Genomic DNA, 22,837 nt, shown 5'->3' with positions numbered 1-22,837 from the left:
ATAAGAATACCATTTTTAAATCTTTCCAAGCTTTTGAAGAATAAATAACACCACTATGGGAATGGCCAGTAAAATTACCATTAGTAAATGTTGCTGAAAAACCCAGGGTGCCAGTGCGATTGTGATAATATAACCACCCACTGCTCCTCCAAAATGGGCATCGTGACCTATATTACCTACGCGGTTTTTCATACCATAAATAGTGTAAAGCAAATAACCTATTCCAAAAACATAGGCGGGAATAGGAATTATAAAAAATAATCCCAACATCATATCCGGGCGTAAGAGAATGGCCGAATATAAGATCCCCATTACCGCTCCACTGGCGCCAACGGCGCTATAAGAGTTCTCATCCTTATGGAAGAAATAACTCAATAAATTTCCTATTATTAAACTTGCCAGGTAAACGATAATAAATCCAATAGCACCTAGATCATATAAGACTACGTTGGCAAAGAAATAAAGCGTAAGCATGTTAACGAATAAATGAGAGGTATCTACATGAAGAAAACCTGAGCTAAATATTTGGTATTTTGCCCCTCTTTTTATATCTCCAACATTGAATTTATATTTTTCAAAAAAAACGGGATCTTTAAATCCCATATAAGATATTATAACATTTGCTGCAATTATTATAATTGTAACCAAATTCAAATCTCCCATCTACACAAAAATTTAGTGCCAAATATACCATATATTTGCCTAAATTTTTTCCCCATGCAGCGTTTAGTTTTCTGGTTGATATATCCCTTTTTACTGCTAATTTCCTATCTGCCTTTTCGCCTTTTCTATCTTTTTTCTGACTTTATTTTCTTTGTAGTTTATCACCTGATTGGGTATAGAAAAAAAACAGTACTGGAAAATTTAAAGCTTGCTTTTCCTGAAAGGTCTCAATCAGATTTGCTCAGGGTACGCAAAATTTTTTACAGTCATATGTGCGATATGTTTCTGGAAATGGTAAAAAGCATAACAATTACAGATGAGGAGATCAAAAAGCGATTTGAATTCACCAACAAGGAAGAGATCCTGCGCATTAGGAAAATGGATAAAAGCATCATTTTAATGTGCGGGCATTATGCCAGTTATGAGTGGATGAATGCCCTGCAATTATTTGGGATAGATTACAGGGGATTCGGGATTTATAAAAAGGTGAAAAATCCATATTTTGATAAAATGGCCAGGGATATACGGGGAAGGTATGACGGGGTATTAATTCCAACCGTGGAAGCAACAAAAACTATTGCCCGTAATGAACAACAGGGAATTCGGGGCGTTTACGGAATGGTGGCCGACCAGTCTCCAAAATTAAACCGTTCAAAGTACTGGATGGATTTTATGAATGTGAAAGTTCCGGTTTTTACGGGGTCTGAAAAACTTGCCAAAGACCACGATATGGCCGTAGTATATTTGCACGTTGATAAAGTGAAACGAGGTTATTACCGTGCGTCCTTTATAACAATAACCGACAATCCTAAAGTAGAGAAAGATTTTATGATCACCCGAACATTTTTTGAATTGCTTGAAAAACAAATAAGGAATGCCCCCGAATATTATTTATGGACCCATAAACGGTGGAAACACCGTTATGAGTCCGTAAATACTGAAAAGATCATAATAGATTAACCTACGATCTCTTTAATTTCTGCAATCATATTTTGGGCTAGATCATCAGCCTCCTGCTGCGATTTGGCTTCAGTATAGATCCTTATAATAGGCTCTGTATTGGATTTTCTAAGATGTACCCAATTTTCCTCAAAATCGATCTTTACTCCATCAATAGTAGAAATTTCTTCCGCGGAATGATTTTTTTGAACCTGTTCGAGGATTCCATCTACATCAAGCCCAGGTGTAAGCTCGATCTTATTTTTACTCATGAAATAAATCGGATATTCTTTGCGCAAAGCTGAAACTTCAATATTTTTCTCAGCCAGATGAGTAAGGAACAAGGCGACTCCCACCAGACTGTCACGCCCATAATGAGATTCAGGATAGATTATACCTCCATTACCTTCACCACCTATAATAGCGTTCGTATCCTTCATTAGTTGCACTACATTGACCTCACCTACGGCGCTTGCCTTATATTGTTGGCCATGTTGTCTTGTAAGGTCTCTTAATGCACGGGATGAGGACAGGTTGCTTACAGTTGCCCCCGGGGTTTTTCCCAGGACATAATCTGCACAAGCAACAAGGGTATATTCTTCCCCAAACATTTCCCCATTCTCATCTATTATAGCCAGACGGTCAACATCAGGGTCTACAACAATTCCCAGATTTGCCTTTTCTGTAACCACCAATTTCATAATATCCCCTAAATGTTCTTTTAAGGGCTCCGGATTATGGGGAAAGTGCCCGTTAGGTTCGCAATATAACTCCACGGTTTCCACTCCCAGCTTATTCAATAATGCAGGTATTGCTATTCCTCCCGTTGAATTTACGGCATCCACAACTACCTTGAACTTAGCTGCCTTCACTTTTTCGGCATCAACAAGGGGAAGTTTTAAAACTTCCTCAATATGACGATCCATATAATCTTCTATAACAGTGATCGTTCCCAGGGCATCTACCTCAGCAAATTCAAAAGATTCACTTTCCGCATATTTGAGGATCTTTTCACCATCAGCACCATTCAAAAATTCTCCTTTTTCATTAAGCAGTTTCAGGGCATTCCATTGTTTGGGATTATGGCTGGCGGTTAAAATGATCCCTCCATTGGCTTTTTCAAGCGTTACTGCCACCTCAACTGTAGGAGTAGTAGATAAACCTACATCGGTTACATTAATTCCCATTCCCAAAAGGGTGTTCATTACCAGGTTTTGAACCATAGCTCCCGAAATACGCGCATCTCTTCCTATAACAACATTCAGCTCTTTCCCGGGATATTCATTTTTTAACCAGGTGCCGTATGCCGCTGCAAACTTCACCGTATCTAAAGGAGTTAAATTGTCGCCGGGTTTTCCTCCAATTGTACCCCGAATGCCGGAAATTGATTTTATTAAACTCATATTTTTTTATAAAATTAATATTTATATTAATCGAAGGCTCTATTTTGTAATCTAAAATCCTGATTAAAAGCGCAAATATACGTCCTCTCCTATTGTCCCCAAAGTTTGAACAAATTAAAACTGTTTCAATCGTTTAATTAGTAACTTGTATAAATGAATTTCTTAGCACATATTTACCTTTCCGGTGATGATCCTCAAATTAAGATTGGGAATTTCATTGCAGATTCTGTGAAAGGAAAACAGTTTATACATTACCCCAAAGGCATACAAAAAGGCATCATCTTGCATAGGGCAATTGATACTTTTACTGATACACATCCAACGGTAAGGAAAGGGGTACGCAGGCTTTTTCCCATATACAGCCATTACAGCACCGTGATTATTGATATTCTATACGATCATTTTTTGGCCGCCAACTGGAAAGTATACTCTTTAATTCCATTGGAAGAGTATGTGGCCGATTTTTACGACCTGTTAAAACAAAATATTGAGGTACTGCCTCTTCCTATAAGGGGATTTTTACCAATTATGATAAGAGATAACTGGCTTCTCAAATATGCCACAGTTCCGGGAATTGGTGAGATCCTCTCCCAAATGAATCACCGTACAGGTAACAAATCTCAAATGAACCTGGCTGTTAGAGAACTGGAACTATACTATACTGAGTTTGAACAAGAATTTAAATCCTTCTTTAAGGATATGGAACAATTTGCTACAGAAAAGATCCCTAAACTTTGATTTACATAATTATCGCGCCACAACTTATTGAAGTATAAAGCCTTGCACAAAAAAATAAACATTAGATGTTAAAATTTTAAGACGTTTAAAATTGGATTGCGGTCCTGTAGAAAGTGAGGAATTATTCCGCAATAAACTGTGAACTGCGAACCTCATAGCACAAAAAAAACCGGATACTTGATCCGGTTTTTTTGTTTAATATAGGTTACAAATTATCTTGCATAATACCAGTAGGTTCCTATAAGTACTACTTGCTTCCATCCATACGTACGGGAATAATAGTACCATAAGTCGTTATGTCTTAGAACGGTAACGCCGTAAATAACATAAGTTTCTCCATTAATATAGGTTGGTTCAGTAGTCCCACCCGGATACATACTATTTATCCCCTGCTTATCACCGCTGGATAAGGCAGTTCTTTGTACAGAATAGGTACTCCCATTAGTCTTCGTAATGGTAGGCTGCCCGTTACTTGAAAAAGAATATGGACCATACATCATGATAGAGCCAAAATCAAGACTGCTGGTAAATTCTTTACCGTCTGCCCCATTTTCTGCATAGGTTTTAAAGTTATGCTCCCTACCACTTTGAATATTGTCATAATGAATTTGTATGTGGTTGCTTCTGTCTACTCTGCTCTGCTCGTGCCACAATCCTATTGCATGACCTATCTCGTGAATGGTATTTCCTGTAGAACAAGAGGTTGATAGGGTGATATTCTGTTTTCCACCAATCATTCCCACATAGGAAGAACATCCTGACCCACTTGTAAAATATACATAATTGGATTGTGAAGATCTTTGAACGAATTTCAAAGAGGTATTAGCTTCCCAGTGCTTGATGGCATCTGTTACCCTTTCTTTCCCGGAAAGGTTACTGTCTATAGAGTAATATACGGTATTATTTGGCCATCTTCCTGAAGTTCTTCCCACACTTTTTTGGGAAACTTTTTCGCCAGGTTCATAAACCAGCTTTTGTTCCTTATTAGAGAGCATATCGGGGGTAAACATTATATCTCCTTCAAATATATATTCTCCGTCTATTTCTTCTACCGCAATCTTTTGGCCTGCGAAATAAACTTCTGAAACTTTTCCAATTTCATTAGGGTAAGCTGCTTCAACATTTGCCAGAACATCAATGGTTCCGGTAGTTTGCTCTTCTGGGGTTAGGGGGTCTGTACTTGAATCCTCACTACAGGATAGAAAAGCTAAAGCCGGTAGTAAATACAATAAATTTAATCTTCTCATAAGTTGGGGTTTACGATGATTTTTAGAACAGGATAAGTTTTTCTCTGTTCAGGTTAAAATTCAGTTAAACTGTTTAGCTGGTTTCAAAGTTCATTCCAAAAAAAATTAACACTTGGGGTTTTAATTTTTTTAAAAAATTTCCCTTCTAAAAAATTTCAATATTGATTATTCTCTATCAAAATTGCAATTTCAAAAAAAGAAAAAAATAATATGAGCCTTAAAAACAGAATATTACATTATAATTATAAATCGATTGGGGGGAAGAAGTGATTTATAATTATTTTATTAAGCGATGGCTAACATACAAACTAATTTTAAAATTTTGTATTTTTTTTAACTAAAATCGATGAAATACAAAAAAACTGCCCGGATTTCTCCAGGCAGCCTTTCTATTAACACATTTTAATTATTAAGAAATAATTAATCAGTGATTAATAAAACTAACTCAGCAAGTTGGTCATCCCCCCGGTTGACCAACCGCTTAAGTTATTTTTAATGCATTACGGTGTACCAACCGGGGTTTGACAAATAATTGCTTTAACCCGTAAATAATATGGGTATGTATAATCAAAATCATCAAATACCAGGTTAATAACTGGTTGGTTATCATCTACAACTACCACGGTAACGTCTGCGTTGCAAAGGGACTCCCAACAAGTTGTACTCATAGTTCCATCAATTCCCGGACGCACTTCTACTTCATAGGCGATAACTCTATCAGTATTAAATGATCCATCAATTGATACCAAAACATCTCCATTACTTATGGATGTGTTTACTTTACCAAACACCTCATTTTGAATATTTTCTAGAGTAAATTCATCTGCGCTGGTTACCGGCACAAAATCACCCGGATTGGAATAATCAAAATATACAAAGTAGCAATTTTCACCAGTACTGGTTTGAGGAATTGAACAAACCGGGTCTAAATTGGCACAAGGATCTGTTTCATCAACACAGCCGTTTGGCAATGTACCGGCTACAGCAGGACAGACATCCACCCCATTTAATACGCCATCTCCATCACAATCAAATGTTGCCCAATTAGGATTAGCGGGACTGTTATCACATTTATTAAGAATACCATCCTCATCACAATCGGCATTGGGATCTGCTAAATCACAAACAGGTGGAGTGGTTACTGGACAACCTTCATTATCAACATCAACACCAGAGGCTGTACCGGGACACTTATCAATAGAATCTGGTACTCCATCTCCATCACTGTCTACCGGTGGTTCACCATCATCATCATCGCAACCAAATCTTAAATGGTGATAATCTGTATCATCTTCATCCCCAAAATTATCGGTGATCATACGTTTGGTAATAGTACCGCTAAGCACTGTTTGCTCCACATCTCCATACACATCTGCCCAATCCAGTAATGTAACTTCATAATATAAGTATGGAGTATCCATATTACTGTGGTCCGGAACGGCAAAACATAAAGGAGTTGCAAAATAATCCCCATTGTTATGTTGTCCTACAGTATTTTCCTCATTGGAATACAATAATACTCCGGCAGAAGTTGTGCCTGACCAAATGCTTATGCTATAACGAGCAGGGAAATGTCTTCCATCCTCATTACAGTAATTTGCGAAGAAGCAATAAGTAAGTGCAATATTGGTATCCAGTTCAAAGAACAGATATCCATATTCATTAACATCCCTGTCATCAAAGCAAAGCACAGGAACATCAACATATTTCTTCACACCTGCTCTAAGATCTATAGATATTGGCAACGCTTGTGCAACAAATTCCTCAAATATGCTACCCACTCTCGGCGCTATCCAAATAATATCTCCTCCGGCATTATAAACCGATAAATGATCCAGGGAATACATCCCGGGATCCAATTCAAGGGCGGGATCATCTTTGGTATAAATTTGACCTGAAACCAGGTCAATTCTATATGGATTACCTGAGGTTCCCACCACTTCATTATCACCCTGCTTAAGAACTATTCTTACATAGGCGGGTACATCATCTGAACAAGCAGGAAGATCTGCATCCGCTTGTCTTGAAGCATCCCTGTTTGCCACGATGTCATTGACGATCGCACCAATTGATAAGGTAGCTTTTTCTGATTCCACTATTCCAGATTGTTCATCTTTGGAACAGGAGGTAAAGAGCATTGCGATAATGGCCGCAAAGCCTAAATACCTTTTAAAGTTTTTCATAATAAATAATTTTAGTTAATAGAAAATATTTTGAATGGTTAATTCTATTCATTAAGAACAGGCTGACCCTCTTCTTAATTTTGATGATTCAATTTCTTTTGTTAGCACTACCGGAAGTAAAAAGAAATCTATATTTCCTTTCGATCCGGGAAGCTTTCAATTATTATAACCAGTGTGTGTGTTTAATTTTTGATTTGAAAATCCCTGTTGGGCCCTGGTGAAGCGATCACCCCCAAAAAAATATTATTAGTAATTCAGGAATTTAAAAGAAAAACTGCCCGGGAAATTTCCCGGACAGTTTTAAAGTTCTATTGACATACCTCGGCGTGAACTACTAACCAGAAGTCCCCATCAGTACTGGTAAAGTTGTAAACTTTGCCAGAAGCAGGATTGTCATCGGTATTACCATATTGACCCGGTGCATTTGTAGTAGGCGCAGCAGTATCACTAAAGTAAATATGAGATACGTTTATGTCTACGCCGGCCATTAAATTAATAACTACCGCTACATTATCTCCGGTTCTTGTAACAGAAACGGTTCCTACTTTCTCTCCTTTGTTCAGGTCATTCTGGCCTGCTCCGGCATAAAAGTCGGCAGTGAAAGGTAAATCTCCGGCCATAATATGCTCTGCCCAACCCCAACGGGCGTTGTTAATATCCAGATCCCAGAAACTGGTATCACCAACCATAAAGGCAGTTTCACAATCATCTCCTCCTCCATCATCATAGTCACAGGCATCACCTATTCCATTACCGTTAGAGTCTAATTGGTTCTCATTGTCAACGAGTGGACAATTGTCGCAAGCATCTCCATGGGAATCACCATCGCTGTTAGTTTGATCTGTATTAGGTACAGTTGGACAGTTGTCAACATCATCTGGCACATCATCATCATCCTGATCATCATCCGGAGGTGTTGTTCCATTACATCCGAACTGTAAATGCTCATAGTTAACTCTGGAATCTCCATCAAAATTGTCAAGAATATCTTGTTTAGTCAATGTTCCTGAAATAATGGTATTAGGAGCTACACTTCCATAATTACCAGGCCAGTCAAGCAATCTTACTTCATAATATAAATATGGAGTATTTAATGCTGCATTGTCTGGTAAGGCAAAACATAACGGAGTTGTATAGTAGTCTCCGTTGTCATATTGACCAGAGAAAACAACTTCATTAGTATATAATGGCACACCTGCAGAAGAGGTTCCAGACCAGATGCTTACACTGTAATTTGCAGTATAATGACGTCCTGGCTGATTGGGTGGACAGTAGTTCACAAAGAAGCAGAATTCCAGTGCAACATTGGTATCCAATTCAAAGAATAAGTATCCATACTCATTTACATCTCTGTCATCAAAACAAAGCACTGGTACTTCAACATATTTTTTAACACCAGCTCTTAGATCGATATCCAATGGTAGAGGATTATCAACAAATTCTCCTAGCTGACTTCCAGCTTTAGGTGCAACCCATATTAATACACCAGCTTCATTATAAACTGCTAAATGATCAAGAACATAATCCCCTGGGGTTAGTTCCAACATTGGATCATCTTTGGTATATAATTGCCCGGCAACCAGGTCAATTCTGTAAGGATTTTCTGTGGTTCCAACCACAGCTTGTCCATCCTTCATAAGAACAATTCTTACAAAGAAAGGAGCATCATCAGTACATTCAGGAAGGTCTGCAATTGATTGTTTTGATTGGGCGCGGTTGGCAACCAGGTCATTCACAATGGCTCCAAATGACAAAGTGGCCTTCTCAGTATTAAGATCGGGACCACCAACTTCTTCTTTACTACAGGAAGTAAAGATCATAGTAAACATTGCCAGGCAGGCAATGGTAAGTTTAAAGTTTTTCATAATTAAATAGTTTTTAATTAATAAATAAATTAAGAATGGTTAATAAATTATATGTAAATACCCCAAGGGTGATCTACCAAAATTTTAAAGTGGGGATGTTGAGTTTAAGACAAGTTGCGAAGTGGGGGTCCTTATCTTTCTTACAAGTAAATTTAGAATCAAAGTATCCAAAATCATATAGGGGAAATCCCCTATAATTTTGGTTAAGGTCTTGTTAAGCTACCTTAAGGTCAATCAAATTGTGGTTAATAGCGTAAATAATGCTTTCCAAAATAGTTTCTGAATTGGTTCTTTTAATAATATTGGCCCTGTGTTTTTCTATGGTTTTTGGAGAAATAAACAGTGCATCAGATATTTCCTTGGTTTTATAACCTTTACATAATAATTGGATTATCTCTTTCTCACGGTTAGTAAAACTAAATTGGGTGAGCTTGCTGTTTTCCTGGAAACAATTTTCTACAGATGTTGATTTACTTCCAATATTTTCGGTGACAAGATCTACTTCATCTGTAAAATGGATCATCATTATATACTGTCCCGGGATCATCTTATCCAGTTTGGAAAAACTAATCTTGGCATTGCGCATTTTGTCATTTTTCAATTTTAGGGATGTCCGGGTTACTGCCTTCATATGTTTTCCTCTGGCAAAATTTCTAAGACTTTCCTTCACCTTGGTCTTATTCTCACAATTCACAAAATCTGTGAGTTTAATATTGTCGGTCTTATCTATCTTAAATACCTGTTTAAAAGCATCATTCATACTAATTATTGAATCGTGTTGCAAAAGTACCACAGGGTTAGTTAGCAGATTGAAAAGGCCCAGGAATGAATCTTTCCAGTAATTAGTAATAGAAAAACCGGAATATACGCGTTGTATGATTTTCCCGCTTAATGCTTGTGGGGAAATTGAGCTATAATATACCTTGTCCAGGAGTGACTTGTAATTTTTATCAATTTCTCCCCGTAAAGATTCCGGTGCGTACATGATTAACCAACATTTGTTTAAAAAATGAGTTGATTTAAAACTCGCAAGATTTTTAAGATTCTGATTGTTGGGAGAAGTGTGATCTATAAGAATAAGATCGGGCAAAAGATTTAATGCCGTATTATACCCTGAGTGCATGGAGTTTACCACATTGATCTCAAAATGTAAACTCAAATTTTCCTTTAGATTTGTTATAAATTCAGCATTGCTGCTTATTAACAGTAATAGTTTTTTTTCAGAATTCATCCCCTAAAATGTTTTAAAAAAATTAATATTCCCTTCGCGATTTATTAGAGACCGGGACAGAACCTCGCCTAAATCTTTTCAAAAAATGCAATTAATAATTAATGTATTAAACAGGGGTAATTTTTATATCCTTGCCGGATAAAATTCATGTGGGGATCAATCGTGGGGGGAAATTAAATATGAGATTCTCTAAAAAGCAAAGAAGCAGTTTTGAGAACCCCGGGGGAATATTATACTTAAAGATATAATAAAATCTAAGGGATTTCACCCATAAGAAATATTTTAGGGTTAAATTATAAAATCCTATTAAAATTTTCTTAAAACCCTTCTTAAAGACCTAAACTATTTCTGTGTTTTTTATTAATTAACAGCTCGCCATTGCAAGCTTTCTTTTTAGTTAGCAACAGTTTAAGTACCTTTGCCCCCTTGATTAAAAATATGGCTATAGCGGAAGAAAACATTGAGGTTTTAGGGGCCAGGGTACATAATTTAAAAAATATTGATGTTTCTATACCCCGGGAGAAATTAGTAGTGATAACAGGTCTTTCCGGTTCGGGAAAATCCTCTCTCGCCTTTGATACAATTTATGCTGAAGGACAACGGCGATATATAGAAACTTTTTCATCTTATGCCCGTCAATTTCTTGGCGGCCTTGAGCGACCCGATGTTGATAAAATTGACGGATTGTCACCTGTAATTGCAATTGAGCAGAAAACTACCAGTAAAAATCCCCGTAGTACCGTTGGTACCATAACAGAGATCTATGATTTCCTGCGGCTTTTATTTGCCCGTACTGCAGATGCTTACAGTTATAACACCGGCGAAAAAATGGTAAGTTATAATGATGAGCAAATAAGGGACCTGATAATTGAAGATTTTAAGGGGAAGCGTATAAGCATTCTCGCTCCTGTGGTAAGATCCCGAAAAGGGCATTACAGAGAGCTGTTTGAGCAAATAACCAAACAGGGGTTTTTAAAGGTTAGAGTAGATGGGGAAGTTCGTGATCTGGTGAAAGGAATGAAACTGGATCGCTATAAGGTGCACGAAATTGAGATTGTGGTAGACCGCCTGCAAATTGATGAAAATGCCGAAGCTCAAAAAAGACTTTCAGAAAGCATCAAAACCGCAATGTACCATGGAGAAGATGTTCTTATGGTTTTGGAACAGGAAGAGGGCACAGTACGATATTTCAGCAGAAATTTAATGTGTCCCACTTCAGGGATCTCGTATCCGAACCCTGAACCTAATAATTTTTCTTTTAATTCCCCCAAAGGCGCTTGTGATACCTGTAACGGGATTGGAACCTTACATAAGGTTAATATTGATAAATTAATTCCCAATAAAACAAGATCCATTAAGAACGGTGCCCTTGCACCGCATGGGCCCCAAAAAAAGAACTGGGTTTTCTCCCAGCTTGAGTTAATAGCGGAACGCTTTGAATTTAAATTAAGTGATCCTGTAGAAACCATTCCCGCCCACGCCTTGGAAATGATCCTTTACGGTGGCAAGGAAAAATTCTCAAAACAATCTAAAGCCCTTGGAATTACCCGCGAATATAAGATCGATTTTGAAGGTGTGGCTACATTTATTGAAACTACTTTTAATAATAATGATTCCACTTCCCTGCGTCGCTGGGCAAAGGAATATATGGATAAGATCCAATGTCCTGAGTGTGAGGGAACCCGTTTAAAAAAAGAATCGCTTTATTTTAAGGTAAATGGAAAAAATATTGCAGAGCTGGCAGGGAAAGATATTACAGATCTTGCTGTGTGGTTCCGGGATCTCCCCGATTTTTTGAATGAAAAACAACTCCTCATTGCTTCTGAAGTAATAAAAGAGATAAGATCCCGCCTGCAATTCCTTGTAGATGTAGGGCTCACCTATCTTTCCCTAAACCGGGGTTCCAAGACCCTTTCGGGTGGGGAAGCCCAGCGAATAAGATTGGCAACCCAAATTGGCTCGCAACTGGTAGGAGTTTTATATATCCTGGACGAGCCAAGTATTGGACTGCACCAGCGAGATAATGACAAGCTAATTAACTCCCTGGTGGCTCTCAGGGATCTTGGAAATTCTATTATTGTGGTTGAACATGATAAGGATATGATAGAGCGGGCAGATCATGTAATAGACATTGGCCCCGAGGCAGGCCGTCATGGAGGAGAGATCATTAGTGAGGGTACTCCAGAGGAGATAAGGAAACACAATACCATTACTGCCAATTATTTAAACGGCACGATGAAAATTGAGGTGCCCGAAAAAAGAAGAAAAGGAAATGGCAAAACCATTACCCTTAAGGGTGCCACTGGGAACAACCTAAAAAATGTTAGTGTTAAATTTCCATTAGGCCAAATGATCGCGGTAACGGGAGTTTCAGGCAGTGGGAAATCTACGCTTATAAATGAAACCCTGTATCCAATAATGAATGCCCATTATTTTAACGGGGTAAAGGTTCCTATGCCCTATTCAAAAATTACCGGCCTGGAGCATATTGATAAAGTCATAGACATAAACCAATCTCCCATAGGCAGGACCCCTCGCTCCAATCCGGCAACGTATACGGGCGTTTTTTCTGAAATAAGAACCCTTTTTGCCAAAACCCCTGAATCACTGATAAGAGGCTACAAACCCGGAAGATTTAGTTTTAATGTTAAGGGAGGAAGATGTGAAACCTGTAAAGGGGGAGGATTGAGGGTTATTGAAATGAACTTTTTGCCAGATGTTTACGTAGAATGCGAAACCTGCCAGGGTAAAAGATTTAATCGCGAAACCCTTGAAATCAGGTATAAAGGAAAATCTATTTCAGATGTGTTGGAAATGACCATAAACGAAGCAACCCTCTTTTTTGAATTGATCCCCAAGATCTACAGGAAATTAAAAACCATTAAAGATGTAGGCCTTGGTTATATAACACTTGGACAACAGAGTACTACCCTCTCCGGCGGGGAGGCACAAAGGATTAAACTCGCTACAGAACTTTCCAAAAGAGATACCGGCAATACATTTTATATTCTGGATGAACCAACAACGGGATTACATTTTGAGGATATTCGGGTTTTAATGGATGTTTTGAATACCCTTGCCAATAAAGGTAATACCGTGCTCATTATTGAGCATAATATGGATGTGATTAAAATGGCCGATCATATAATTGATATTGGTTATGAAGGTGGAAAAAATGGCGGTGAAGTAATAGTAACCGGTACACCAGAGGAGGTGGCTAAACATAAAAAAAGTTATACCGCAGCTTACCTGAAGAAAGAATTAAATTAAATCGAAAAATATACATGAGAGCAAAACAAGGAAATAAAGCCTGGAATGAAATTAAAACGAATGATTCCTGGGCTATTTTTAAAATAATGGGTGAGTTTGTAAAAGGATATGAAAAATTAAGCCAGATTGGCCCTTGTGTTTCCATATTTGGATCTGCAAGGACAAAACCCGATCACAAATATTATAAACTTACAGAAAAGATCGCTCAAAAAATTGTAGATCACGGCTATGGGGTTATTACCGGGGGTGGTCCCGGAATCATGGAAGCAGGAAATAAAGGGGCGCATTTAGGTGGAGGAACCTCGGTAGGATTAAACATAGACCTACCTTTTGAGCAACATGACAACCCTTATATTGACCGGGATAAAAGCCTGGATTTTGATTATTTCTTTGTAAGAAAAGTAATGTTTGTAAAATACTCTCAGGGATTTGTGGTAATGCCGGGTGGTTTTGGAACTCTGGATGAACTTTTTGAGGCCATCACCTTGATCCAGACCAACAAAATTGATAAATTCCCTATTATATTGGTGGGAAGGGATTTTTGGGAAGGGCTTATAGGCTGGGTTCGAACCACACTTCTGGATTCTTTTCAAAATATAAGTGACGGTGATATTGACCTTCTTCATGTAGTAGATACCGAAGATGAAGTAATTGATATTCTGGATAAATTCTATGGAGAATATAATCTTAGCCCTAACTTTTAAATTTGCCTCACAGCAATTAAAATATATAGTTTTCCTTAATTATCTTTAGACTGAAATTCCCGTTATTTACCCAAATAATTTCATCCATTGAAGATAAAATTTTTCCTGGTAGTACTACTTTGGGGTTTGGGTATAACCTTTGGTTTTAGCCAAACCAGCATTAACATAACTGCTGTATTGAATGATTCTACAAGAACATTCAACATACAGCAGGAAATTATTTATGAAAATACAAGTGCCGGTGCTTTACCTGAACTTTATTTCAATGACTGGGCAAATAGTTTTAAAGATAAATCTACCCCACTTGCCAAAAGGTTTGCTGAAGATTATTTAAGAAGGTTTCACTTCGCAAAAGATGAAGAACGCGGTTTCACCAAAATTTACAGCATTACCAATCAAAATGTTCAAAATTTTACATGGGAACGTCCCGAAGGTTTTCCGGATATCATAAAAGTGGAACTCACACAACCGCTGCTGCCCGGCGAGAAGATTTCAGTAAATTTCCTTTACCAGGTAAAAATCCCTTCTGAAAAATTTACCCGGTATGGTGTTGATGATCAGGGGAATTATAAATTAAAATACTGGTACATCACACCAGCAGTTTTTGATGGGGAGTGGAAGATCTACAGTGATAAAAATCTTGGAAATCAATTCACAGTACCGGCAAATTATTCTATTAAACTCACCACTCCACCTTCCTTGTATGTGGCATCCGTCCTTAATACCGATAGGTTTTTTACAGATAATGGTTTTAAAACAACTTATCTTTCAGGAGAAAATCACGTTAATCCCCACCTTTATCTTACAAAAACATATCGTTTGGAAGCGCTGGATGTAAATTCCAAAATAGTCCTTACCAGTGTAGAAGATGACGGTCTCATATTTGGAATGAAGGGGATGATCCTGAACCGGATCCTGAAATTCCTGGAAACCAGGCTGGGTGCTTATCCTCAGGAAACTATTATGGTAACTCGGGAAGACTATCTTAATAACCCGGTATATGGCCTTAATCAATTACCCCAATTTATAAGGCCATTTCCTGATGGTTTCCAGTATGACATAAAACAATTAAAAACAATTACTGAAAATTACCTTAGAAATACCTTGTTTTTAAATCCGCGGGAGGAAAAATGGGTGTATGATGCTATCCATATTTCCCTGATGATGGATTATGTAGATACCTATTACCCAGATATGAAATTAATGGGAAGCCTAAGCAGTGTAATAGGAATTAGGTGGTTTCATGCAGCTAGCCTTGAATTTAATGACCAATATCCCCTGCTCTACCTCAATATGGCAAGGTTAAATATAGATCAACCTCTAACTACTTCACAAGATTCCCTTGTAAAATTCAATGTGAATATCGCCAATGCTTACAAGGCTGGTACGGGTCTAAAATACTTAGAGACATTCCTGAATGATGAAACTGTAAAAAATTCCATTAAAGAGTTTTATAAAGATAACCTCCTTCAATCCACAGAAGCAGCCGATTTTAGGGAGATCCTCGAAAGAAATACCCAAAAGGATATTTCCTGGTTCTTTGATGATTATGTATCCAGTAGTGATAAAATAGACTTTAAAATAAAGCACGTAAAAAAGGTTGGAGACTCTCTTCAGGTTACAATTAAAAATAAAAAAGATAATAATATGCCTGTACCTCTTTACGGGCTTAAAGACGGGGATATAATCTACAAAACCTGGGTCGAGAATACGAGGGAAGATCAAACCATCACTATTCCTCGGCATGGGATAGAAAGACTTGCATTAAATCATGAGGCAATTATACCAGAGATAAACCGGAGAGATAATTATCGCGGGGTAACAACCTTATTAAATAAACCTGTGCAATTCCGTCTTTTACAGGATCTAGAAGATCCCAGATATTATCAGGTATTTTTTATGCCGGAGGTAAGTTATAACCTTTATGATGGTATTGCTGTGGGACCTAAAGTGTATAATAAACCTTTTCTAAACCGGAATTTTGACTTTCGAATATCCCCAAAATTCGGTTTTAACAGTCAAACTATAGTAGGCTCGGGGTCAATAAGCAACTCCCATTATTATGACGAGGATAATTTATTCGCTATACGTTATGGAATAAGCGGAGTAAGGTTCTCATACGGTTATGACCTGTTTTATGAGAAGTTCACCCCCCATTTAGGCTTCTTTTTCAGAAATTCCTACTTACGTGATAACGAACGCCAAAGCCTTATCCTCCGGAACATAAACGTTAAACGGGATTTTGATCTTTTGAATCCGGTAGATCAACCCAATTATAATGTGTTTAACTTAAGCTATAATTACAGCGATACCAATCTGGTAGATTATGTTGCCGGAGGGATAGATTATGAATTGGCAAAGAACTTCAGCAAAGTTGCGGTAGAACTGGAGTACAGAAAACTCTTTAGAAATAACCGGCAGATCAATCTTAGATTATTTGCGGGAACATTTATTTATAATGATGAAAGGGACAATGACTATTTCAGTTTTGCATTGGATAGACCAACAGATTATCTCTTTGATTATAATTACTACGGGAGAAGCCAGGGAAGTGGTCTTTTCAGCCAACAAATAATAATGGCCGAAGGGGGATTCAAATCTCAACTGGAACCAGCATTTGCAAACCAATGGCTTACAACTATAAATGCCAGCACCAATCTTTGGAAATGGATCTTTGCTTATGGTGATGTGGGATTGGTAAAAAATCAATTCGCCCCTGCTCATTTTGTATATGATTCCGGACTAAGGGTTAGCCTTGTGCAGGATTATTTTGAAATATTTTTCCCGGTCTATTCCAACCTTGGATGGGAAATTGCGCAGGATAATTATGACCAGAAGATAAGATTTATAGTTACCCTGGATATTAATACACTTATAAGATTATTTACACGGGAATGGTATTAAGTAAGATTTAACACCACAATCATTTGGCGGAAAAAATTCCAAAAATAACCAATCTGCATTATTTTATTCGCAGTAAATTCCCCTCATTTCCTTTTAAATTATTGATTTCATAATTAAATCAAGATTTATAAAAAATAACTAATTTTTTGAGCTCAATTATTGAATTGTATTTAACATAAGAATTAATTACATTTGTTACCATTCAAAAATCATTTCATGCATAGCGAAACAAAATCCAAAGAATCCATTTCCTTCGAAGATTTCAAGAACAGGGTGATAGAAGATTATAAACTGGCTGTAACCAGCCGGGAATGCAGTTTGTTAGGAAGACGGGAAGTGCTTACGGGAAAAGCAAAATTCGGGATCTTTGGTGATGGAAAGGAAATTCCTCAATTGGCAATGGCCAAGGTTTTCCAAAATGGGGATTTCCGGTCCGGGTATTACCGTGACCAAACATTTATGATGGCGATTGGGGCTCTTAATATAGAACAATTCTTTGCGGGATTATATGCAAACACTTCTATCAAAGAAGAACCAATGTCCGCTGGGAGGCAAATGGGAGGCCATTTTTCTACGCATACTTTAAATGAGGATGGCAGTTGGAAAAACCTGATGCAACAAAAGAATTCCAGTGCAGATATTTCTCCAACGGCGGGACAGATGCCGAGATTATTGGGGCTTGCACAAGCTTCCAAGATCTATAGAAACGTAAAAGGTATTGATGCGGCAAATTTTTCAGAGAATGGAAATGAAATTGCGTGGGGTACCATAGGTAACGCAAGTACGAGTGAAGGTCATTTCTGGGAAACCATAAATGCTGCCGGTGTATTACAGGTACCCATGGTAATGAGCGTTTGGGATGATGATTATGGAATCTCTGTGCATGCAAGACATCAAACAACTAAAGAAAATATTTCCGAGATCCTGAAAGGATTTCAAAGAGATGATGAAAATAAAGGATACGAGATCATAGTTGTAAATGGTTGGGATTATGTTGCTTTGGTTGAAGCATATGAAAAAGCTTCCAAAATTGCCCGTAAATCTCATTCCCCGGTCTTAATTCACGTACGGGAATTAACCCAGCCCCAGGGCCACTCCACTTCAGGTTCTCATGAACGTTACAAGAATAACGAGAGATTACAATGGGAGCGGGAGTATGATTGCAATGTGAAATTCAGGGAATGGGTATTGGAGAATGATTTTGCAACTGTAGAAGAATTGGATGAAATCGATCAGGAGATCAAAAAGCAGGTACGTGAAGGTAAAAGAGCTGCCTGGGATGCCTATGCAAATCCAATGAAAGCCAAACAGAAAGAACTTTTGCCTTTACTGGAAAAAGTTGCTTCTGACTCTTCAAACAAGGAGACCATTGTTTCCTTTATCAAAGAAATTTCAGCAATTAAAGAGCCGCTTAAAAAGGATCTTCTGGTAGCCGCCCGCAAGAGCCTGCGGTATTTAATTGGAACCCAAAGCGATGCCAAAACCCAATTAATAACCTGGATAGAAGAATACACAAAAACTTCTCAGCCGGATTACAGCAGTAATCTCTATAGTGTTTCTGAAAATAATGCTTTGAGCATAGAAGGTGTTGAACCAACATATTCTGATGATTCACAGGAGGTAGATGCCCGAATTATTTTAAGGGACAATTTTGATAAAATATTTGAAACCCGCCCCGAAACACTCATATTCGGTGAAGACAGCGGGGAAATAGGAGATGTGAACCAGGGTCTGGAAGGACTTCAGGAAAAATACGGAGAACTAAGAGTGGCCGATGTTGGAATAAGGGAAGCTACAATCCTTGGCCAGGGTATTGGTATGGCCATGCGCGGTTTACGCCCTATTGCAGAGATACAGTATCTTGATTACGTATTATATGCCTTACAGATCATGAGCGATGACCTCGCTACATTACAATACAGAACCAAAGGAAAACAAAAAGCCCCTGTAATTATCAGGACCCGGGGCCACAGGCTGGAAGGGATCTGGCACAGTGGGTCACCCATGGGTGCACTCGTGCATTTATTAAGAGGGATCCATATTCTGGTTCCAAGAAATATGACCAAGGCAGCAGGATTCTATAATACACTTTTACAGGCAGATGAACCTGCCCTTGTTGTAGAATGCCTTAACGGATACCGCTTAAAGGAAAAACTTCCAACCAATATGGGAGAATTCAGAACTCCAATTGGAGTGGTGGAAACTTTAAGGGAAGGAAATGATATTACCCTTGTCTCTTATGGTTCTACTTTAAGATTGGTTGAAGAAGCGGCAGAGGAACTTGAAATGGCAGGAATTAGTGCCGAAATTATAGATGTACAATCCCTGCTTCCATTTGACCTTAATAAGGATATAGTTAAAAGTGTGGCCAAAACCAACAGACTATTGGTTATAGATGAAGATGTGCCCGGTGGAGCTTCTGCATATATTCTTCAGCAAATTGTTGAAGAACAGAATGCTTATGTGCATCTGGACAGCAAGCCCCAAACCCTTGCAGCTAAAGATCACAGGCCCGCTTATGGAACAGATGGGGATTACTTCTCCAAACCTTCAGCCGAAGATATTTATGAAAAAGTATACGAAATCATGCGGGAAGCAAATCCTTCAAAATATAAAGATTTGAGATAATTTCACATCATTCGGAATATAATAAAGCCACAAAAATACCGGATACCGGCAATTTTGTGGCTTTATTTTTAAATTTCAATTCCAGGTGATTACATCCACCTTTTATTACCTGATTCTACTTTATAAAGTATATAATTCAAATAAGTAGTTACTGTTTTTTTCACCGCTCTGAAGGAGATGTCACCTCCTGCGGTGTGAAACTCAACATTAACAAGGTTTCGTTTCCTATACCAGACGGGCTGTTTCACGGTAAGGCCCTGCATTTTAAAAATTTCAACGCTTTCTTCTCTTTTATTCCATACCCCCTGTCTTTTGAGAAGAAACTCATCACTAAATTCAAGTTCCAAAGACCGGTATTTCAAAATTTGATAGGTTATTCCCAGCAGGAGGTATCCCAATGCCAAAACCAACCATATACTAAAATCGATATATTCTTTCCAGTAAAATAAAAGGTAACTTACAAGTAAAGGCAGGAGCACAATTATAATCCTTCTTAAAAGCATAATCCTATGCGGGCGAAAAATTTTCATGAAAGATCTTTCAAGGTCTCCGGATAGAAATTTTTGGACCTTGATAACCTCGCCAGCACCAAGTCCCGGAATTTTAATTTTTTTCTTCTGAAGCGAATTTTCGCTGCTCGCCAGGGCAATTCGTGCTTCGTATAAATTCAACCATTTCTTTACGGGATTTGTTACGATTTCTATCAACTGAACCCGGCGGGGCTGGAGGCTAACTTTTGTATTGGTTTTCAATCCCATTTCCAGCTCCATATTATCCCGGGTTTGTGTGAGTTTTAATCCGAAATACTTTATAAAGACTTCCAGCATCGTTATGGCAATGCTCACAAATAATAACAAAATTAAAAGAACCGAAAAGATCCCAACAGAATCTAAAACATTGGGAACCGTCTCATAATATTCTCCCAGTTCCTCCTTATAATCTTTAAAGAAAGTATTTAGCTCATTGTATAGGGTCATGAAAAAAGCCAGTACCAATCCTAGTCCCCTGGCATAATTTGAACTTACTCCTATTTTTAAAAGGGCTAAAACATCGAGTTTATAAGTCCAGGTTTCATCAGCAGTTACCTCCTCTTCCCCTTCTAAAGGTCCTTCTATGTTTTCATTCTTAACCCGGGTAAGGATAGCGGCAAGAGCATCTGCATCCTGTTTAGAGATTGCACTTATTTTAACCTCCTCATTATTGCTCCCTGCAGTATCTATTATTACACTGTACACGTTAATAATACGCTCCAACAGCGATCTTTTAAAGTAAACCTGCTGAATTCTATCAAATGAAATGGCAATATTTTCAGTAGAAATTACCCCCTTCTGGAGCACAAATTCTTCATTTTTATAATCAACATGAAAAAGAAAATTCCGGTAATATAAAACGCTGTAAATTATAAGCAGGATAGCAGTAACAGCCAATCCTAAAAGGATATAGAATAACACTGGGCCCGAGGGTGTCTTTAAAACAAGGTAAACCCCCAACACCCAAAAAGACCTTAAAAATTTAAATAGGGTAGTAAGAAAAATTAATGCAATTCCTGCTACAGATTGCCTTTGAGGAGTAGAAAAAGCTTCAGTCTTCATTGGGAGTAAGTCTGCTTGCCAGAGCCTCTTTTAAGCTGGCGGCAAGGTCTGGATTAAGGCCGGGAATACTTATGTCACTCCCACTCCCACCCGCTGTAAATATTCGTAATGAAGAAATATTAAGGATCTTATCCAGGGCATCCCGGGAAACAGCAACGTGCTGAATACGGTTTAAAGGAACAATGGTAATGGAATTAATAATATATCCACGGCGGTACAGTATATCGCGTTCTCTTAATGCATACCCGTATTTTTTCTGCATCATTAGGTTATTCCAGAATTTGAAGCCAAAAAGGATAACGATTCCTGCCAATGCCACAGGTAAGTAAGATGTTCCTATTTCATAATAATATAAGCCAATCCACCCGGAAAGAATGAACAGGAAAAATATCCCGGTTTGAAAATTTGATTTAAGGAGATAATTTCCGGATATAGACTGGAATTCCACTTCCTCAAACCGGGGAAGCGATTCCAGATCAATTACATCATTTTTAAAGGAATCCATTACGGAAGCCATTTTTTCTCAAAATTCGGCTTGCGTTTTTCAAGGAAAGCATCCCTTCCTTCTTTGGCCTCATCTGTCATATAGGCAAGGCGGGTAGCTTCGCCGGCAAAAACCTGTTGGCCTACCATTCCATCATCTGTAAGGTTCATTGCAAACTTTAGCATCTTAATTGAAGTTGGCGATTTTGCCAGGATTTCCTGAGCCCATTCATAAGCGGTGTCTTCCAACTCTTCATGTGGGATCACAGCATTTACCATTCCCATATCAAAAGCTTCCTGTGCACTATAATTGCGGCCTAAAAAGAAGATCTCCCGGGCCTTTTTTTGCCCCACCATTTTAGCGAGGTAAGCGCTCCCGTAACCCCCATCAAAACTTGTAACATCGGCATCGGTTTGTTTAAAGATCGCGTGTTCTTTACTGGCAAGACTAAGATCGCACACAACATGTAAACTGTGCCCCCGCCTACTGCCCAACCGGGAATTACGGCAATTACCGCTTTAGGCATAAAACGTATCAATCGTTGTACTTCCAGAATATTCAGCCTGTGCTGGCCATCGTCTCCCACATAACCCTGGTGCCCGCGGGCTTTTTGATCTCCCCCACTGCAAAAGGAATATACGCCGTCTTTGGAGGAGGGTCCTTCCGCAGAAAGCAGCACCACCCCAATAGAAGTGTCTTCCTGCGCATCATAAAAAGCATTATAGAGTTCACTGGTTGTTTTGGGCCTGAAAGCATTGCGCACATCGGGCCGGTTAAATGCTATTCTTGCAACTCCGTTGGATTTTTTATAGGTGATATCTTCGTATTCTTTTGCTGTTGTCCAATTGATATTACTCATATGCCTTGTTTTTCGTAAAAATAGAACTTTTATAAGAGATACTTCCACTTTTTAAAAGGTTAGGAACATTTCTTTTATACAGATTCTCTAATATCATTAATTTGCATAATTCTTGATATATTTGAAG

General features: G+C 38.2%; 14 protein-coding genes and 1 pseudogene. 6 read left to right on the top strand and 9 right to left on the bottom strand.

Annotated elements, in window-relative coordinates; all coding sequences use genetic code 11:
• Nucleotides 1–15 precede the first annotated feature (15 nt).
• Nucleotides 16–663, bottom strand: a complete 648-nt coding sequence (locus tag FK178_RS01635) for a rhomboid family intramembrane serine protease (protein WP_146830359.1) — start codon at nt 661–663, stop codon at nt 16–18.
• A 54-nt stretch (nt 664–717) separates the two neighbouring features.
• On the opposite strand from FK178_RS01635, the gene FK178_RS01630 reads away from it, so the two are divergent.
• The gene (locus tag FK178_RS01630) at nt 718–1,623 is read left to right on the top strand and encodes a lysophospholipid acyltransferase family protein (RefSeq protein WP_146830357.1); all 906 of its coding nucleotides are present in this window, start codon (nt 718–720) and stop codon (nt 1,621–1,623) included.
• Here FK178_RS01630 and glmM read toward each other — a convergent pair.
• Complete coding sequence (gene glmM / locus FK178_RS01625; protein ID WP_146830355.1) at nt 1,620–3,005, bottom strand: phosphoglucosamine mutase; 1,386 nt, start codon at nt 3,003–3,005, stop codon at nt 1,620–1,622. The genes FK178_RS01630 and glmM overlap by 4 nt on opposite strands.
• Before the next feature lie 153 nt (nt 3,006–3,158).
• On the opposite strand from glmM, the gene FK178_RS01620 reads away from it, so the two are divergent.
• Nucleotides 3,159–3,743, top strand: coding sequence for an acyl carrier protein phosphodiesterase (locus tag FK178_RS01620; RefSeq protein ID WP_146830353.1), 585 nt, complete (start codon nt 3,159–3,161; stop codon nt 3,741–3,743).
• A gap of 212 nt (nt 3,744–3,955) precedes the next feature.
• On the opposite strand, the gene FK178_RS01615 is transcribed toward FK178_RS01620, so the two are convergent.
• From FK178_RS01615 to FK178_RS01600, 4 genes are all read right to left on the bottom strand, one after another.
• On the bottom strand, nt 3,956–4,990 hold the full coding sequence (locus FK178_RS01615; RefSeq protein WP_146830351.1) for a M12 family metallopeptidase: 1,035 nt from the start codon (nt 4,988–4,990) through the stop codon (nt 3,956–3,958).
• A gap of 500 nt (nt 4,991–5,490) precedes the next feature.
• Nucleotides 5,491–7,173: a thrombospondin type 3 repeat-containing protein gene (locus FK178_RS15400; protein WP_168194536.1), complete on the bottom strand. Its 1,683-nt coding sequence runs from the start codon at nt 7,171–7,173 to the stop codon at nt 5,491–5,493.
• Between the two features lie 308 nt (nt 7,174–7,481).
• The gene (locus FK178_RS01605; protein ID WP_146830349.1) at nt 7,482–9,038 is read right to left on the bottom strand and encodes a hypothetical protein; all 1,557 of its coding nucleotides are present in this window, start codon (nt 9,036–9,038) and stop codon (nt 7,482–7,484) included.
• A 214-nt stretch (nt 9,039–9,252) separates the two neighbouring features.
• Nucleotides 9,253–10,269, bottom strand: a complete 1,017-nt coding sequence (locus tag FK178_RS01600) for a response regulator transcription factor (protein WP_146830347.1) — start codon at nt 10,267–10,269, stop codon at nt 9,253–9,255.
• Between the two features lie 438 nt (nt 10,270–10,707).
• Here FK178_RS01600 and uvrA point away from each other — a divergent pair, with 438 nt between their 5' ends.
• The 4 genes from uvrA (at nt 10,708) to FK178_RS01580 (ending at nt 19,775) form a co-directional block, all read left to right on the top strand.
• Nucleotides 10,708–13,539 carry an excinuclease ABC subunit UvrA gene (uvrA, locus tag FK178_RS01595; protein WP_146830345.1) on the top strand — a complete coding sequence of 944 codons (2,832 nt, stop codon included), beginning with the start codon at nt 10,708–10,710 and terminating at the stop codon, nt 13,537–13,539.
• Nucleotides 13,540–13,553: 14 nt separating this feature from the next.
• The gene (locus FK178_RS01590; RefSeq protein WP_146830343.1) at nt 13,554–14,243 is read left to right on the top strand and encodes an LOG family protein; all 690 of its coding nucleotides are present in this window, start codon (nt 13,554–13,556) and stop codon (nt 14,241–14,243) included.
• An 87-nt stretch (nt 14,244–14,330) separates the two neighbouring features.
• Complete coding sequence (locus FK178_RS01585; RefSeq protein ID WP_146830341.1) at nt 14,331–17,147, top strand: M1 family metallopeptidase; 2,817 nt, start codon at nt 14,331–14,333, stop codon at nt 17,145–17,147.
• A 216-nt stretch (nt 17,148–17,363) separates the two neighbouring features.
• Nucleotides 17,364–19,775: an alpha-ketoacid dehydrogenase subunit alpha/beta gene (locus tag FK178_RS01580; protein ID WP_146830339.1), complete on the top strand. Its 2,412-nt coding sequence runs from the start codon at nt 17,364–17,366 to the stop codon at nt 19,773–19,775.
• An 89-nt stretch (nt 19,776–19,864) separates the two neighbouring features.
• On the opposite strand, the gene FK178_RS01575 is transcribed toward FK178_RS01580, so the two are convergent.
• The 3 genes and pseudogenes from FK178_RS01575 to FK178_RS01565 form a co-directional block, all read right to left on the bottom strand.
• On the bottom strand, nt 19,865–21,367 hold the full coding sequence (locus tag FK178_RS01575) for a PH domain-containing protein (RefSeq protein ID WP_146830337.1): 1,503 nt from the start codon (nt 21,365–21,367) through the stop codon (nt 19,865–19,867).
• Nucleotides 21,357–21,884: a PH domain-containing protein gene (locus tag FK178_RS01570; RefSeq protein WP_146830335.1), complete on the bottom strand. Its 528-nt coding sequence runs from the start codon at nt 21,882–21,884 to the stop codon at nt 21,357–21,359. The genes FK178_RS01575 and FK178_RS01570 overlap by 11 nt, the downstream gene beginning before the upstream one ends.
• Nucleotides 21,872–22,710: pseudogene (locus FK178_RS01565) on the bottom strand (1,4-dihydroxy-2-naphthoyl-CoA synthase). The gene FK178_RS01570 and the pseudogene FK178_RS01565 overlap by 13 nt, the downstream one beginning before the upstream one ends.
• Between the last annotated feature and the right edge of the window lie 127 nt (nt 22,711–22,837).

This window comes from Antarcticibacterium arcticum (assembly GCF_007993795.1).
In the GTDB taxonomy this organism is placed as follows: Bacteria; Bacteroidota; Bacteroidia; order Flavobacteriales; family Flavobacteriaceae; genus Gillisia; species Gillisia arctica.
Note: the sequence above shows the minus strand (reverse complement) of the source record. Positions and strands in the feature narration are given on the sequence as shown.

What these genes read in the sequence shown, in the direction of transcription:
- FK178_RS01635 (WP_146830359.1), bottom strand. Translation starts at nt 663, where the DNA reads ATGGGAGATTTGAATTTGGTTACAATTATAATAATTGCAGCAAATGTT.
- FK178_RS01630 (WP_146830357.1), top strand. Translation starts at nt 718, where the DNA reads ATGCAGCGTTTAGTTTTCTGGTTGATATATCCCTTTTTACTGCTAATT.
- glmM (WP_146830355.1), bottom strand. Translation starts at nt 3,005, where the DNA reads ATGAGTTTAATAAAATCAATTTCCGGCATTCGGGGTACAATTGGAGGA.
- FK178_RS01620 (WP_146830353.1), top strand. Translation starts at nt 3,159, where the DNA reads ATGAATTTCTTAGCACATATTTACCTTTCCGGTGATGATCCTCAAATT.
- FK178_RS01615 (WP_146830351.1), bottom strand. Translation starts at nt 4,990, where the DNA reads ATGAGAAGATTAAATTTATTGTATTTACTACCGGCTTTAGCTTTTCTA.
- FK178_RS15400 (WP_168194536.1), bottom strand. Translation starts at nt 7,173, where the DNA reads ATGAAAAACTTTAAAAGGTATTTAGGCTTTGCGGCCATTATCGCAATG.
- FK178_RS01605 (WP_146830349.1), bottom strand. Translation starts at nt 9,038, where the DNA reads ATGAAAAACTTTAAACTTACCATTGCCTGCCTGGCAATGTTTACTATG.
- FK178_RS01600 (WP_146830347.1), bottom strand. Translation starts at nt 10,269, where the DNA reads ATGAATTCTGAAAAAAAACTATTACTGTTAATAAGCAGCAATGCTGAA.
- uvrA (WP_146830345.1), top strand. Translation starts at nt 10,708, where the DNA reads ATGGCTATAGCGGAAGAAAACATTGAGGTTTTAGGGGCCAGGGTACAT.
- FK178_RS01590 (WP_146830343.1), top strand. Translation starts at nt 13,554, where the DNA reads ATGAGAGCAAAACAAGGAAATAAAGCCTGGAATGAAATTAAAACGAAT.
- FK178_RS01580 (WP_146830339.1), top strand. Translation starts at nt 17,364, where the DNA reads ATGCATAGCGAAACAAAATCCAAAGAATCCATTTCCTTCGAAGATTTC.
- FK178_RS01575 (WP_146830337.1), bottom strand. Translation starts at nt 21,367, where the DNA reads ATGAAGACTGAAGCTTTTTCTACTCCTCAAAGGCAATCTGTAGCAGGA.
- FK178_RS01570 (WP_146830335.1), bottom strand. Translation starts at nt 21,884, where the DNA reads ATGGCTTCCGTAATGGATTCCTTTAAAAATGATGTAATTGATCTGGAA.